The organism is Streptococcus oralis (genome assembly GCF_003944215.1).
Lineage (GTDB): Bacteria > Bacillota > Bacilli > Lactobacillales > Streptococcaceae > Streptococcus > Streptococcus oralis_BI.
Genome location: NZ_RJVZ01000003.1, coordinates 111,180 through 126,008, shown reverse-complemented (window position 1 = coordinate 126,008; position 14,829 = coordinate 111,180). Strand labels below are relative to the sequence as shown.

Sequence of the window (14,829 nt, the reverse complement as noted above, 5' to 3'; positions counted from 1 at the left end):
CTTTCCGGCGCTATCTTAAACAGCGAGACTTGTTATGATTAACAGGTCTCTTTTTGTTTGTCATAAAACCAAAAGAGAGCTTGTTTTGCACACAAAGTCAAGGAGGAGACACATGTCAAAAGAACAAAAACGCCAAGCGTTTTATACTCAAAGTCCCGAAGAAGTCTTGAAGTCGGTTGAAGCAACTGAGCAAGGCCTTTCGTCAAGCGAAGCGCAGAAACGCCTAGCTGAATATGGGCGCAATGAACTCGAAGAGGGTGAGAAAAAATCTCTCTTGGTTAAATTCATCGAACAGTTTAAGGATTTGATGATTATTATTTTGGTGGCTGCAGCCATCTTGTCTGTCATAACTTCTGGTGGGGAAGATATTGCAGATGCCATCATTATTCTAGCCGTTGTTATCATCAACGCAGCCTTTGGTGTTTACCAAGAAGGAAAAGCAGAAGAAGCCATCGAGGCCCTCAAGTCTATGTCTAGTCCTGCTGCACGTGTTATCCGTGATGGGCACATGGCTGAGATTGACTCAAAAGAATTGGTACCAGGTGATATTGTTGCCCTTGAAGCAGGTGACGTCGTACCAGCGGACCTACGTTTGCTAGAAGCTAATTCACTTAAAATCGAAGAAGCAGCCCTAACAGGTGAGTCTGTTCCAGTCGAAAAAGACTTGACCGTCGAGCTCTCTGCAGATGCTGGTATTGGTGACCGTGTCAATATGGCCTTCCAAAACTCAAACGTAACCTATGGTCGTGGTCTTGGTGTTGTTGTTAATACAGGTATGTACACAGAAGTTGGTCATATCGCTGGCATGCTCCAAGATGCGGATGAGACGGATACCCCACTTAAACAAAACTTGAACAACCTTTCTAAGGTCTTGACATATGCAATTTTGGTCATTGCCCTTGTTACTTTTGTAGTGGGAGTCTTCATTCAAGGTAAAAATCCACTTGGTGAGTTGATGACCTCTGTTGCGCTTGCTGTTGCAGCCATCCCAGAAGGACTTCCTGCTATCGTGACCATCGTTCTTGCCCTTGGTACTCAAGTTTTGGCAAAACGAAACTCTATCGTTCGTAAGTTGCCAGCAGTTGAAACACTTGGTTCAACTGAAATCATCGCTTCTGATAAGACTGGTACGCTTACCATGAACAAGATGACCGTCGAAAAAGTCTTCTATGATGCTGTCCTACATGATTCAGCTGATGACATTGAACTAGGTCTTGAAATGCCTCTTCTTCGTTCTGTTGTTTTGGCTAATGATACTAAGATTGATGCAGAAGGAAACCTGATCGGGGATCCAACGGAAACAGCCTTCATCCAGTATGCCTTGGACAAGGGTTACGATGTTAAAGGGTTCTTAGAGAAATATCCTCGTGTAGCTGAATTGCCGTTTGACTCAGATCGTAAACTCATGTCAACGGTTCATCCATTGCCAGATGGTAAATTCCTCGTAGCAGTCAAAGGGGCTCCAGACCAACTTTTGAAACGTTGTGTTGCTCGTGATAAGGCTGGAGATGTTGCTCCGATTGATGAGAAAGTTAATGACTTAATTCACACAAACAACTCTGAAATGGCTCACCAAGCCTTGCGTGTTCTTGCGGGTGCTTATAAGATTGTAGACAGCATTCCAGAAAACCTGACTTCTGAAGAACTGGAAAACAACTTGATCTTTACTGGATTGGTTGGGATGATTGACCCTGAACGTGCCGAAGCTGCAGAAGCTGTTCGTGTGGCTAAGGAAGCTGGAATCCGTCCAATCATGATTACGGGTGACCATCAAGATACTGCAGAAGCTATTGCCAAACGTTTGGGAATTATTGATTCAAATGATACAGAAGGCCACGTTTTAACTGGTGCTGAGCTCAACGAACTGTCAGATGAAGACTTTGAAAAAGTAGTTGGTCAATACTCTGTTTATGCCCGTGTGTCTCCAGAACACAAGGTTCGTATCGTCAAGGCTTGGCAAAAACAAGGTAAGGTTGTTGCTATGACAGGTGACGGTGTTAATGATGCGCCAGCTCTGAAAACAGCCGATATCGGTATCGGTATGGGAATCACTGGTACAGAGGTTTCTAAGGGGGCTTCTGACATGATTCTTGCAGATGATAACTTTGCGACTATTATCGTCGCAGTTGAAGAAGGACGTAAGGTCTTCTCAAACATTCAAAAGACTATTCAGTACTTACTTTCTGCCAATACTGCTGAAGTATTAACTATCTTCTTATCAACCTTGTTTGGTTGGGACGTCTTGCAGCCAGTTCATCTTTTGTGGATCAACTTGGTAACAGATACCTTCCCAGCTATCGCTCTTGGTGTTGAACCTGCTGAGCCTGGTGTCATGAATCATAAACCACGTGGACGAAAGGCAAGCTTCTTCTCAGGTGGTGTTTTGAGTTCTATCATCTATCAAGGTGTACTCCAAGCAGCTATTGTTATGAGTGTTTATGGACTTGCAATTGCTTACCCAGTTCATGTGGGTGACAATCATGCCATTCATGCGGATGCCCTTACAATGGCCTTTGCAACACTCGGTTTGATCCAGCTCTTCCATGCCTACAATGTTAAGTCTGTTTACCAATCCATCTTGACAGTTGGACCATTCAAGTCTAAGACCTTCAACTGGTCAATCTTGGTATCCTTCATTCTTCTTATGGCGACCATCGTTGTAGAACCCCTTGAAGGAATCTTCCACGTAACCAAACTAGACTTATCACAATGGGCCATTGTTTTGGCTGGAAGCTTCTCAATGATACTTATCGTCGAAATCGTTAAGTTTGTTCAACGTAAACTTGGTCTTGATAAGAACGCGATTTAAAAAGAAAGTCATCTTCGGATGGCTTTTTTGCATTTGAGGAGAATAGATAGAAGTTATCCTCTTTTGTGCTATAATAAAATAAAATGGTAAGGAGTAAAAGAAATGGAAAAGAAAATTGTCCGAGATGTCTTATTCTTGTCACAGGTATCGAAACCTGCAAGTCAGGAGGACCTTTATCTGGCTAAGGATTTGCAGGATACGCTGCTGGCTAATCGAGAAACCTGTGTCGGTCTGGCGGCCAATATGATTGGTGTGCAGAAGCGCGTGATTATCTTTAATCTTGGCCTAGTTCCCATGGTCATGTTTAACCCCATTCTCCTTTCCTATAAAGGACCTTACGAGACAGAGGAAGGTTGTTTGTCTTTGACTGGGGTGCGACCAACAACTCGTTATGAAACGATTACGGTTTCCTATCGTGATAGCAAGTGGCAGGAACAGATCATTACTCTGACAGGTTTTCCGGCTCATATATGCCAACATGAACTGGATCATTTGGAAGGACGAATTATTTAGGAGGAACTCAGATGAAACGTATACTCTTTGAACTTGTTTTTATCGCAACGACTTGGTATATCTTTTTGCCGCCACTTAATCTTACGAGTTGGGAATTCATTTTCTTTCTCTGTGGGCATCTGGTGGTGATGGGGATTTTGTTTAGTTTCCGAAAGGATACCAATCTCCTCAAGACTGTTCATGTACGTCATGGAAAGGTTGCAAACGAACTCAATCTAGAAGGGCTTCATTTTAATAAATTAGGTGGAGGATTGTTGCTGGCTGCAGGCCTTATCTTTGCTCTTGCTGGTCTGGTTAGCTTAGTGACATCAAGCTTTTTCCAAGCAAAAAATTATGCTAATGTGGTGTCCATCACAGAAAAAGACTTTAAAGATTTTCCTAAGAGTGATACCAGTAAGGTTCCAATCCTAGATCGGAGCACTGCAGAAAAGATTGGTGACCGTTACCTGGGCTCTCTGACGGATAAGGTATCCCAGTACGTAGCAGCAGATACCTATACTCAGCTGACGGTTGATGGCAAACCCTATCGGGTAACTCCTTTGGAGTATGCCGATCCCATCAAATGGTTTAATAATCAGTCCAAGGGAATTGGCGAGTATATCAAGGTTGATATGGTGACAGGAAATGCGGAATTGGTAGATTTAAAAACACCGATGAAGTATTCGGACTCCGAGTATTTTAACCGTGACGTCAAACGTCATCTTCGAATCAAGTATCCAACCAAGATTTTTAAAACCCCGTCCTTTGAGGTGGATGATGAAGGCAATCCTTTCTATGTGGCAACCGTTTATCAAAAACAGTTTGGTCTAGGAGTACCTCGCCCTTCGTCTGTTATTATCTTGGATGCTACTAATGGAGAAACTAAGGAATATAGCTTGGATGAAGTGCCAGAATGGGTGGATCGTGTCTATCCAGCCGAAGAAACCATCCAGCAAATTAACTACAACGGCAAGTATAAGGATGGCTTCTGGAATGCCTTGATTTCTAAGAAAAACGTTACCCAAACGACTGAGGGCTATAACTATCTTTCTATCGGAAATGATATTTATCTCTACACAGGGGTGACTTCAGCAAATGCTGACGAAAGTAATCTAGGATTTATCCTTGAAAATATGCGCACTGGTGAAATCACCAAGTACAATCTAGCATCAGCAACCGAAGAATCTGCCCGTGCTTCCGCAGAAGGAGCCGTTCAGGAGAAGGCCTACAAGGCTACCTTCCCTATTCTGGTCAATCTCAATGACAAACCGCTCTACATCATGGGATTGAAAGATAATGCAGGCTTGGTCAAGGAGTATGCTTTGGTGGACGCAGTAGAGTACCAAAACGTCATCGTAGCAGCTACGGTAGATGAACTCCTCAGCAAATATGCCAATAAAAATGACCTCGAGCTGGATAATGAAACGGTAGAAAACATCAAGGGGATCGTCTCAGACCTTAAGTCAGCTGTGATTAAGGGTGATACCGTCTACTTCTTCAAAGTTGATGGCAAGATTTATAAGGTCAAGGCTTCAGTGTCAGACGACCTTCCTTACCTTGAAAATGGCCAATCTTTCGAAGGTCAAGTTGGAAAAGATAATTACCTCAAGACCTTTAAAGTCAAGTAAAAGAAACCTCGGTATGAACCGAGGTTTTTAAGATGAAATTCTTGGTCGTGATTGAAAAATATGCTACACTAACAATATGAAAATTTTAATCCCAACGGCCAAAGAAATGAACACAGACCTTCCTTATATCGAAGCACTCCCCTTGAGGGAAGAAAGTCAGGCAGTCCTTGATTCGCTGGCACACTACTCAGCTAGTGAATTAGAAAGTTTTTATAAGGTATCTGCCGAAAAAGCAGAAGAAGAGTACGCTCATATTCAAACTCTAAAAGATCAAAGCGCTAAACATTATCCAGCCTTGAAACTTTTTGATGGTCTCATGTATCGCCACATTAAAAGAGATAAATTGACCGAGGCTGAACAAGCCTATCTTAAAGATCATGTTCTGATTACCTCGGCTTTATACGGTGTTGTCCCAGCCTTGTCGCCCATGGCTCCTCACCGTTTGGACTTCTTGATGAAGTTAAAAGTAGCTGGAAAAACCTTAAAGAGTCATTGGAAGTCAGCCTATGATGAGGCACTACAGGATGAGGACTTGATTTTTCTCTCTTGTCATCAGAGTTTGAAACCGTATTTTCTAAGGAAATCAGAGAAAAGATGGTGACCTTCAAATTTATGGAGGACAAGGCAGGCCAGTTGAAAATCCACTCAACCATTTCAAAGAAAGCGCGTGGTGCCTTTTTGACCGCCTTGATAGAAGGGCAAGTCCAAACAGTTGATCAAGCTCGTAAGCTCCGCTTTGCAGGCTTTGACTACCGACCTGATTTATCAAGTGACTTAGAACTCGTCTTTGTGAAACAAGTATAAAACCAGCTCATGTGAGCTGGTTTTTGTTTAATTAGTTGATGGCTGCAAGAAGGTCGTCAGCTTGTTTGGCAAGTGATGAAGCAGTTGTTTCTTCTAACACCAATTTTCCATCTGCCCAAGCAGAGTCATTGACACGAGCGGCAGTAAAATCACCAACGACTTGTGTACGGATAAATGGCAAGAGGTCTTTGTAGATAGCGAAGAGTTGATCGTGACCACCATTAGCAACTGATGATACGGTTACAATCTTATCTTGAAGAGCTGATGGCCCTGAAGGATCTGATAGGTCAAGGGCACGGCTCAGCCAGTCAAGCAAGTTCTTCACTGTTCCAGGGATAGAGAAGTTGTAGACTGGAGAGAAAATCCAGATGGCATCTGCAGCAAGGACAGCTTCACGAGCAGCAGCTACAGCTGGATGAGTTGGAACTTCAAGATCTTGGCTGAAGAGAGGAACAGCTGAGTAATCAAGATAGCTAACTTCCGCTTTTCCAGCAAGTGCTTTTTCAGCTTCGAGGGCCATTTGGTGGTTGAAAGAACCTTGGCGTAGTGATCCGACGATAAATAGTACTTTTTTAGACATGATGTGTCTCCTTTAGTTAAAATTTAAAGAGCAAACTCTTTTGTTACCATCTATGTTACAACAAATAATACTAATTAGCAATAATTTTGCTCACAAATCTTTAAATTTTGTTAAAATACGAATCAAATCCTCCTTCTCCCCATCTTCCAAGATACTAAAAGCATCTACAATAGAGTTAATATGGTCAGGAAGAACTTCTTCAATTTTTTTGCGTCCTGCAGGTGTTAGTTTCAGGAAAAAAGAGCGACGATCCTTGGGGTCACAAGTTTTAGAAATCCACCCATCTCGAACCATATTTCGAATAACAACAGTCATGTTTCCAGAAGTGGCTAGCATTTTTTCAATCAAATCCTGAATACGCAGTTCTCCCTTGCTATAGAGGGTTTCTAAAACTGAAAATTGAGTGGGCGTTAATCCGTGTTCTTTGGCAGCCTTGGTTTCATAAGGTTTAAAACTTCGCTTCGCTTTATTGAGAACGATAGCTGTCCTCAAGTCTAATTGATTTTGGGAAATTTTTTCTTTCAAATATTGTTTCATAAGGGTATTCTATCAATAAACAAATAGAAATACAAGAGGCATAGAGTTTATAGGAAAAGATTCTTAGAATGTTCCTGTCTTCACTTGTAATAAATTAGGAGAGATGGTAAAATAGACGAGTGAAACTAAGACAGAAAAAAGCAAAAAACAAGCTACTTATACAATACGGAATCGGCCTTGCTTTGGTGTTACTAGTCATGACCACTTCCTTTCTTTATCTGATATCTCTCAGCATGAAACCCTATCAAGATGCTAGAGTTGAGGGAGAAAAACTGGCCAAGCAGTATGCAGAATTGGAAAAGGCAGATCAGGTTGATTTCTATAATGGACTAGAAGGTTATTACAGCGTTCTGGGACATAATAAAAAGCAAGAGGCCATTGCCGTATTGATTGAAAAGAATGACCACAAGATTTATGTTTATCAGCTTGATAAGGGGATTTCTCAAGACAAGGCAGCGACGATTTCGAGGGAAAAAGGAGCTAGCGACATTGACAAAGTCACCTTTGGTCGCTATCAGGACAAGCCAATTTGGGAAGTTAAGTCAGGAAATCACTACTATCTGATAGATTTTGAAACTGGAGCATTGGTCCAATAAAGGAGAGCATATGAAATTATCCAAACGCGTACTAGAAATGGAAGAAAGCGTCACTCTAGCCAGTGATGCAAGAGCCAAAGCATTAAAAGCTCAAGGAAAGGATGTTCTTTTCTTAACTTTGGGACAGCCAGATTTTCATACTCCTGAAAATATTCAGAATGCAGCGGTAGAAGCGATTCGAGATGGACGAGCTTCCTTTTATACAGTTGCTTCAGGTCTACCAGACTTAAAGGCTGCGGTTAATACCTATTTTGAACGCTACTATGGCTATTCCGTAGCAGCCAACGAGGTTACATTTGCTACAGGTGCCAAGTTCTCTCTCTATACCTTTTTTATGGCCGTGGTCAATCCAGGTGATGAGGTCATCATCCCTACACCATACTGGGTCAGTTATGGAGACCAAGTCAAGATGGCAGAAGGGGTGCCGGTTTTTGTCCAAGCCAAGGAAGACAATCACTTTAAAGTAACGGTCGAGCAGCTAGAAGCGGCTCGCACAGATAAGACCAAGGTCTTGGTTCTCAATTCGCCATCGAATCCGACCGGTATGATTTACAGTCGTGAGGAATTGCTGGCTATCGGAAATTGGGCGGTCGAGCATGATGTCCTCATCCTAGCAGACGATATTTATGGTCGTTTGGTCTATAATGGGAATGAATTTGTTCCAATTTCTAGTCTGTCAGAAGCTATTCGCAAGCAAACCATTGTCATCAATGGTGTATCTAAGGCCTATGCCATGACTGGTTGGCGAGTAGGTTATGCAGTAGGAAATCCTGAGATTATTGCTGCCATGAGCAAGCTAACAGGTCAAACAACCTCGAACCTTACTGCTGTATCACAATATGCTACCATTGAAGCCCTAACTGGGCCACAAGACTCTGTCGAAACCATGCGCCAAGCATTTGAGGAACGTTTGAATACTATTTATCCTCTCTTGTGCCAAGTACCAGGATTTGAAGTTGTCAAGCCCCAAGGAGCCTTCTATCTTTTCCCAAATGTTAAAAAAGCGATGGAGATGAAGGGCTATACCGATGTGACGGACTTTACAACGGCTATTCTTGAGGAAGTCGGTCTTGCCTTGATTACAGGAGCAGGGTTTGGGGCTCCAGAAAATGTTCGTCTCAGTTATGCAACAGACTTAGATACATTAAAAGAAGCTATCCGTCGTTTGCATCATTTTATGGAAAACTAAAACTTAAAGTCTTCGTCATCTTGGCGAAGATTTTTTGTAACGAAATTCTCGCGAAATTTCTCCAGTAGAACCTAGCTATCAGAGTCTATTTGTGGTAAAATAGTGGGTAATGATGTCTTCGGACAAGATTAACGATAAAGGAAGATAGATTATGACAAAACGTGTAACAATTATCGAAGTAAAAGACCACGTTGGTCAAGAAGTGACCATCGGGGCCTGGGTTGCCAACAAATCAGGAAAAGGAAAAATTGCCTTCTTGCAATTGCGTGACGGAACTGCCTTCTTCCAAGGTGTAGCCTTTAAACCAAACTTTATTGAAAAATTTGGCGAAGAAGTTGGTCTTAAAAAATTTGAAACAATCAAACACTTGAGCCAAGAAACTTCAGTCTATGTGACAGGGATTGTCAAAGAAGATGAGCGTTCTAAGTTTGGCTATGAGCTCGATATCACTGACATCGAAGTCATCGGTGAATCTCAAGATTACCCAATCACTCCAAAAGAACACGGAACAGACTTCTTGATGGACAACCGTCACTTGTGGCTCCGTTCTCGTAAGCAAGTAGCAGTGATGCAAATCCGTAACGCTATCATCTATGCAACTTATGAGTTCTTCGACAAGAACGGCTTCATGAAGTTTGATAGCCCAATCCTTTCAGGAAATGCTGCAGAAGATTCAACTGAACTTTTTGAAACAGACTACTTCGGGACTCCAGCCTACTTGAGCCAATCAGGTCAGCTTTATCTTGAAGCGGGTGCGATGGCTCTTGGTCGCGTATTTGACTTTGGTCCCGTATTCCGTGCTGAAAAATCAAAAACGCGCCGTCACTTGACTGAGTTCTGGATGATGGATGCGGAGTACTCATACTTGACGCACGATGAGTCACTTGACTTGCAAGAAGCATATGTAAAAGCCCTTCTTCAAGGTGTTCTCGACCGTGCTCCTCAAGCTTTGGAAACCTTGGAACGTGATACAGAGCTTTTGAAACGCTACATTGCAGAGCCCTTCAAACGCATTACCTACGATCAAGCTATTGACCTTTTGCAAGAGCATGAAAACGATGAAGATGCAGACTACGAGCATCTTGAGCATGGAGATGACTTTGGTTCACCACATGAAACTTGGATTTCAAACCACTTTGGTGTGCCAACCTTCGTTATCAACTACCCAGCAGCTATCAAGGCCTTCTACATGAAACCAGTTCCTGGAAATCCAGAGCGCGTGCTTTGTGCAGACTTGCTCGCACCAGAAGGTTACGGAGAAATCATCGGTGGTTCAATGCGTGAGGAAGATTACGATGCCCTTGTTGCTAAGATGGAAGAACTGGGTATGGATCGTACAGAGTACGAATTCTATCTTGACCTTCGCAAATACGGTACAGTACCACACGGAGGATTTGGGATTGGTATCGAACGTATGGTAACCTTCGCAGCGGGAACCAAACACATCCGTGAAGCTATTCCATTCCCACGTATGTTGCACCGTATCAAACCATAAAAAGATTAAAACGCCCTAGGGGCGTTTTTTCAAAACACTATAATACTTGAAGGAAGAGGTGGAGATCATGTAAAGCACAGATTAACAAGTGACAAACACAAAGATACAAATACACTTGTTAAAGGAGAAAATATGTTTAAACGAAATTACCGGAAGAATATCGGTCTCATGGCTGGAGTGGAATTTTTTGCTTTTCTGGGCATTACCAGTTTTTGGATTTTATTTCTCAGTTAAAATGGGATGTCACTTTTGCAGATTGGCTTATTGGAAAGCATTTTTCATGCCACCAGTGTCATTTGTGAAATTCCTTCTGGAATGTTAGCTGACCGCTATTCATATAAAACCAATCTGTATTTAAGTCGAATAGCTGGGATTGCGTCGTCTATTCTCATGTTAGTAGGGCAAGGTAATTTTTGGATTTATGCACTAGCGATGGTGGTGAGTGCCTTGTCTTATAATTTTGATTCGGGGACGAGTGCAGCCATGGTTTATGATTCGGCCGTGGAGGCTGGATTAAAAGAGCGCTACTTGTCTATCTCAAGTTTTATGTCAGGAGTAGCAGAAGGAACTCGGTCTTTGGGGACCGTTTTAGCGGGGTTTTTTGTCCATGGTCAATTGCACTTGACCTACTATATCATGATTGCCACTTCGATTATCGTTCTTTTTCTAACTTGGATGTTAAAAGAGCCTAGTGTTAAAGCGCAAAAATCTGAGCGTCTGACGATGAAAAGGATTATGTTGACTGTCAAAGAGGAATTGCGGAGCAATCCCAGTCTTTTTGGCTGGATGATTCTGTCCCAAATCATCGGAACACTGATGTGTATGTTTTATTTTTACTATCAAAATCAACTGCCGGACTTAGAAGGATGGCAGATTTCGATGGTCATGCTGATGGGCAGTGTTTTGAATATCTGGTCAGTTTATCTAGCAAGTAAGATTGGAAAGATGTATGCAGCCTTAAAGCTCTTTCCAATTCTTGTGCTCTTGACAGGAGTGACTTACTTGCTTTCCTACTTTGGTACGCCACTGATTTATATTTTGATTTATTTGATTAGTAACGCCTTATATGCTCTCTTTCAACCGATTTTTGACAACGATTTACAAAAGCGACTCCCAAGTGAGGTACGGGCAACCATGCTAAGTGTCTACTCCATGATGTTCAGCCTGAGTATGATTGTTATTTTTCCTCTAACGGGGTGGTTGATTGACTATCTAGGATTTGTAGTAGCCTTCCTTTACTTAGGATTCTTTTTAGTATTAGCAGGATTTTTGTTAATATTCATTTTGAAAGAGATGGTTAGAGATTTAGAACTGAAAGATCATGTTATTTCTAAATAATAGAGATAGTTTTTTCATTTTTCTCTTGCTATCTACTAGCTTTTCTAGTATAATAGTTAATTGTGAGCAAACCTCACTTACCCCTTGCAAAGACTAGGGGTCATTAGACCAAAAGGAGGAACATATCAATGGCTAAATACGAAATTCTTTATATCATTCGTCCAAACATTGAAGAAGAAGCGAAAAACGCTTTGGTAGCACGTTTTGACTCTATCTTGACTGACAACGGTGCAACTGTTGTTGAATCAAAATCATGGGAAAAACGTCGTCTTGCATACGAAATCCAAGATTTCCGTGAAGGACTTTACCACATCGTTAACGTTGAAGCAAACGACGACGCAGCTCTTAAAGAGTTTGACCGTCTTTCAAAAATCAACGCTGACATTCTTCGTCACATGATCGTCAAACTTGACGCGTAAGAAGGTAAATTATGATTAACAATGTTGTACTTGTAGGGCGTATGACACGTGACGCTGAGTTGCGTTATACCCCATCAAATGTAGCAGTTGCGACTTTTACTCTTGCAGTAAACCGTACATTCAAGAGTCAAAATGGCGAACGTGAGGCTGATTTCATCAATGTCGTTATGTGGCGCCAACAGGCTGAAAATCTTGCTAACTGGGCTAAAAAAGGATCTCTTATCGGGATAACCGGTCGTATCCAGACTCGTAGTTACGATAACCAGCAAGGACAACGTGTCTACGTAACGGAAGTCGTGGCTGATAATTTCCAAATGTTGGAAAGCCGTAGTGTGCGTGAAGGACATACAGGTGGAGCTTATTCTGCACCAACTGCTAGTTATACAGCACCTACACAATCAGTACCAGACTTTTCACGTGATGAAAATCCATTTGGGGCAACAAATCCATTGGATATTTCAGATGATGATTTACCATTCTAATGGACAATTAATACTATAAAGGAGAAAAAACATGGCTCAACAACGTCGTGGCGGATTCAAACGCCGTAAAAAAGTTGATTACATCGCAGCAAACAAAATTGAATATGTTGATTACAAAGATACTGAGCTTCTTAGCCGTTTCGTTTCAGAACGTGGGAAAATCCTTCCACGTCGTGTAACAGGAACTTCAGCTAAAAACCAACGTAAAGTAACAACAGCTATCAAACGCGCTCGCGTAATGGCTTTGATGCCTTTCGTAAACGAAGATTAAAGAAAAGACCCGGGTGGGTCTTTTTTTCTGACTCACTCGAGTCTTTTTTCAGATTCGGTTGAACCTCTTTTTCAGACTTTTACGGGGTTCTGTTGGACAGAGCTACTTTTGACCTAGTAAGATGCTTTTTTCTTACTAGGTTATTTCTTTTCATTGTCGTGCTATAATGGTAGGAGAAAACTTTAAAGGAGCAACTTATGAAGACGACATGTTCAATTAGGAAAATGCAAGAATCTGACATTAAAGATCTATTTCGAGGATTTATCAGCCAAGGTTGGCCAAGTAGAGAGGAGATTTTAACTCGATATTTTAAGGAGCAGGAAAGTGGAGAGAGGGAAGTTTTAATTGCTGACCTTACTGGTGTAGTAGCGGGCTACATTACTATTTTACCCTATGCTAAGCAGGGTCCCTTTGCTGGAATGGCTCCAGAACTTTCAGATTTCAATGTCTTTGAACCCTTTCAAAATCAAGGTATTGGAAATCTCTTGCTGAAAGAAGCAGAAAATCGAGTTAAGCTTGTTTCGGACAAAGTGACGTTGGGTGTTGGGCTCCATTCAGGGTATGGACCTGCCCAGAGATTGTACATCAAACGAGGCTATATTCCAGATGGTTCGGGCGTATGGTATCGAAACCAACCGTTAGAAATGAATGCTACTATTCAAAATAATGATGATTTAGTTCTGTACTTATCCAAGAAGTTTGAATAAGAGATAGCACATTTTTTGGAGATGTGGGATTTCTCTACTTTATGGTATAATGGAAAGAGTTAGATTGAAAGAGGTAGAGAGATGGATGCAAAATTAAAATACAAGGCAAAGAAGATTAAGATTGTCTTTTTTGATATCGATGATACCTTGCGTACGTCAAAGACAGGTTTTATTCCAGCTACGATTCCTACTGTCTTTAAGCAGTTACGTGAAAAAGGGATTTTGACAGGAATTGCTTCTGGGCGTGGCATTTTTGGTGTTGTTCCAGAGATTCGTGAGCTCAAGCCTGACTTTTTTGTGACTCTGAATGGTGCCTATATAGAAGATAAAAAAGGTCAGGTCATTTATCAGCATCAGATTGCCAAAGAAGATGTGGAAGAATACATCGCTTGGACAAAACAAGAGGGGATTGAATATGGCTTAGTTGGCAGTCATGCTGCTAAACTCTCCACGCGAACAAAACTGATCAGTGAGGCTATTGATCCGATTTATCCAAACTTGGATGTGGATCCTGACTTTCAGGAAAAAGTAGGCATTTACCAGATGTGGACCTTTGAAGATAAAGGAGATGCCTTGTGCTTGCCAGAATCTTTATCGGATAAACTTCGCATGGTGCGTTGGCATGAACATTCATCTGATATCGTGCCTATTTCAGGTTCGAAAGCCACAGGTGTAGCCAAGGTTGTGGAGCATCTAGGCTTGAAACCAGAGAATGTCATGGTCTTTGGAGATGGTCTCAATGACTTGGAACTCTTTGATTATGCTGGAATCAGCATTGCCATGGGAGTTTCCCATGAAAAAATCAAAGAAAAAGCAGATTATATTACAAAAACAGTAGAAGAAGATGGCATTTTTGATGCCTTAGAAGGATTTGGTATGGTAGAAAAAGAATTGCATTTCCCACAAGTAGACATTGAAACAGTAGAAGGTCCGTTGGCGACCATTAAGACAAATCACGGAGACTTGCGTATCAAGCTTTTCCCTGAGCAGGCTCCCAAAACAGTAGCAAACTTTGTTGCGCTTTCAAAAGACGGTTACTATGATGGTGTGATTTTCCACCGTATTATCAAGGACTTTATGATTCAAGGTGGAGACCCAACTGGTACTGGTATGGGCGGAGAGTCGATTTATGGCCAAGCTTTTGAAGATGAATTTTCTGAAGAACTTTATAATGTTCGTGGGGCTCTGTCTATGGCCAATGCTGGGCCAAATACCAATGGCAGTCAGTTCTTTATCGTGCAAAACCAACACTTGCCATACTCTAAGAAAGAGATTGCGCGTGGTGGTTGGCCAGAACCAATCGCTGAGATTTATGCAGAGCAAGGCGGAACTCCTCACCTTGACCGTCGTCACACTGTTTTTGGGCAATTGGTCGATGCAGAATCTTTTGCAGTCTTGGATGCCATTGCAGCTGTTGAGACTGGTGCAATGGACAAGCCAGTTGAAGATGTGGTAATTGAAACGATTGAAATTGAGGACTAA

General features: G+C 41.8%; 13 protein-coding genes and 2 pseudogenes. 13 read left to right on the top strand and 2 right to left on the bottom strand.

The genetic code is table 11. The features are described from left to right. The first annotated feature begins 112 nt into the window (after positions 1 to 112). The 4 genes and pseudogenes from D8804_RS02705 (at position 113) to yaaA (ending at position 5,733) form a co-directional block, all read left to right on the top strand. Positions 113 to 2,809, top strand: coding sequence for a cation-translocating P-type ATPase (locus D8804_RS02705; RefSeq protein ID WP_125398732.1), 2,697 nt, complete (start codon positions 113 to 115; stop codon positions 2,807 to 2,809). Between the two features lie 102 nt (positions 2,810 to 2,911). Then, positions 2,912 to 3,322, top strand: a complete 411-nt coding sequence (locus tag D8804_RS02700) for a peptide deformylase (protein ID WP_125398731.1) — start codon at positions 2,912 to 2,914, stop codon at positions 3,320 to 3,322. Positions 3,323 to 3,333: 11 nt separating this feature from the next. Beyond that, on the top strand, positions 3,334 to 4,929 hold the full coding sequence (locus tag D8804_RS02695) for a hypothetical protein (RefSeq protein WP_125398730.1): 1,596 nt from the start codon (positions 3,334 to 3,336) through the stop codon (positions 4,927 to 4,929). Between the two features lie 76 nt (positions 4,930 to 5,005). After that, a pseudogene (gene yaaA / locus D8804_RS02690) lies at positions 5,006 to 5,733 on the top strand (peroxide stress protein YaaA). 31 nt (positions 5,734 to 5,764) lie between these two features. Here yaaA and D8804_RS02685 read toward each other — a convergent pair. Both D8804_RS02685 and D8804_RS02680 read right to left on the bottom strand, forming a co-directional pair. Continuing rightward, positions 5,765 to 6,313 carry an NADPH-dependent FMN reductase gene (locus D8804_RS02685; protein ID WP_125398729.1) on the bottom strand — a complete coding sequence of 183 codons (549 nt, stop codon included), beginning with the start codon at positions 6,311 to 6,313 and terminating at the stop codon, positions 5,765 to 5,767. 90 nt (positions 6,314 to 6,403) lie between these two features. Continuing rightward, complete coding sequence (locus tag D8804_RS02680) at positions 6,404 to 6,850, bottom strand: MarR family winged helix-turn-helix transcriptional regulator (protein WP_125398728.1); 447 nt, start codon at positions 6,848 to 6,850, stop codon at positions 6,404 to 6,406. 119 nt (positions 6,851 to 6,969) lie between these two features. Between D8804_RS02680 and D8804_RS02675 the strand changes: the two genes are divergently transcribed. From D8804_RS02675 to D8804_RS02635, 9 genes and pseudogenes are all read left to right on the top strand, one after another. Beyond that, positions 6,970 to 7,446 carry a cell wall elongation regulator TseB-like domain-containing protein gene (locus D8804_RS02675; protein WP_125398727.1) on the top strand — a complete coding sequence of 159 codons (477 nt, stop codon included), beginning with the start codon at positions 6,970 to 6,972 and terminating at the stop codon, positions 7,444 to 7,446. Positions 7,447 to 7,456: 10 nt separating this feature from the next. Next, positions 7,457 to 8,635, top strand: a complete 1,179-nt coding sequence (locus D8804_RS02670) for a pyridoxal phosphate-dependent aminotransferase (protein ID WP_125398726.1) — start codon at positions 7,457 to 7,459, stop codon at positions 8,633 to 8,635. A gap of 151 nt (positions 8,636 to 8,786) precedes the next feature. Beyond that, positions 8,787 to 10,130: an asparagine--tRNA ligase gene (gene asnS, locus D8804_RS02665; RefSeq protein ID WP_125398725.1), complete on the top strand. Its 1,344-nt coding sequence runs from the start codon at positions 8,787 to 8,789 to the stop codon at positions 10,128 to 10,130. A 132-nt stretch (positions 10,131 to 10,262) separates the two neighbouring features. After that, a pseudogene (locus D8804_RS02660) lies at positions 10,263 to 11,468 on the top strand (MFS transporter). 128 nt (positions 11,469 to 11,596) lie between these two features. Further along, positions 11,597 to 11,887 carry a 30S ribosomal protein S6 gene (gene rpsF, locus D8804_RS02655; protein WP_001151782.1) on the top strand — a complete coding sequence of 97 codons (291 nt, stop codon included), beginning with the start codon at positions 11,597 to 11,599 and terminating at the stop codon, positions 11,885 to 11,887. 11 nt (positions 11,888 to 11,898) lie between these two features. Next, complete coding sequence (gene ssbA / locus D8804_RS02650; protein WP_000609594.1) at positions 11,899 to 12,369, top strand: single-stranded DNA-binding protein SsbA; 471 nt, start codon at positions 11,899 to 11,901, stop codon at positions 12,367 to 12,369. A gap of 31 nt (positions 12,370 to 12,400) precedes the next feature. Continuing rightward, on the top strand, positions 12,401 to 12,640 hold the full coding sequence (rpsR, locus tag D8804_RS02645) for a 30S ribosomal protein S18 (RefSeq protein ID WP_000068664.1): 240 nt from the start codon (positions 12,401 to 12,403) through the stop codon (positions 12,638 to 12,640). 197 nt (positions 12,641 to 12,837) lie between these two features. Beyond that, positions 12,838 to 13,347: a GNAT family N-acetyltransferase gene (locus tag D8804_RS02640; RefSeq protein WP_125398724.1), complete on the top strand. Its 510-nt coding sequence runs from the start codon at positions 12,838 to 12,840 to the stop codon at positions 13,345 to 13,347. 81 nt (positions 13,348 to 13,428) lie between these two features. Then, a complete protein-coding gene (locus D8804_RS02635) occupies positions 13,429 to 14,829 on the top strand; it encodes a bifunctional Cof-type HAD-IIB family hydrolase/peptidylprolyl isomerase (protein ID WP_125398723.1) in 1,401 nt (466 codons plus the stop codon).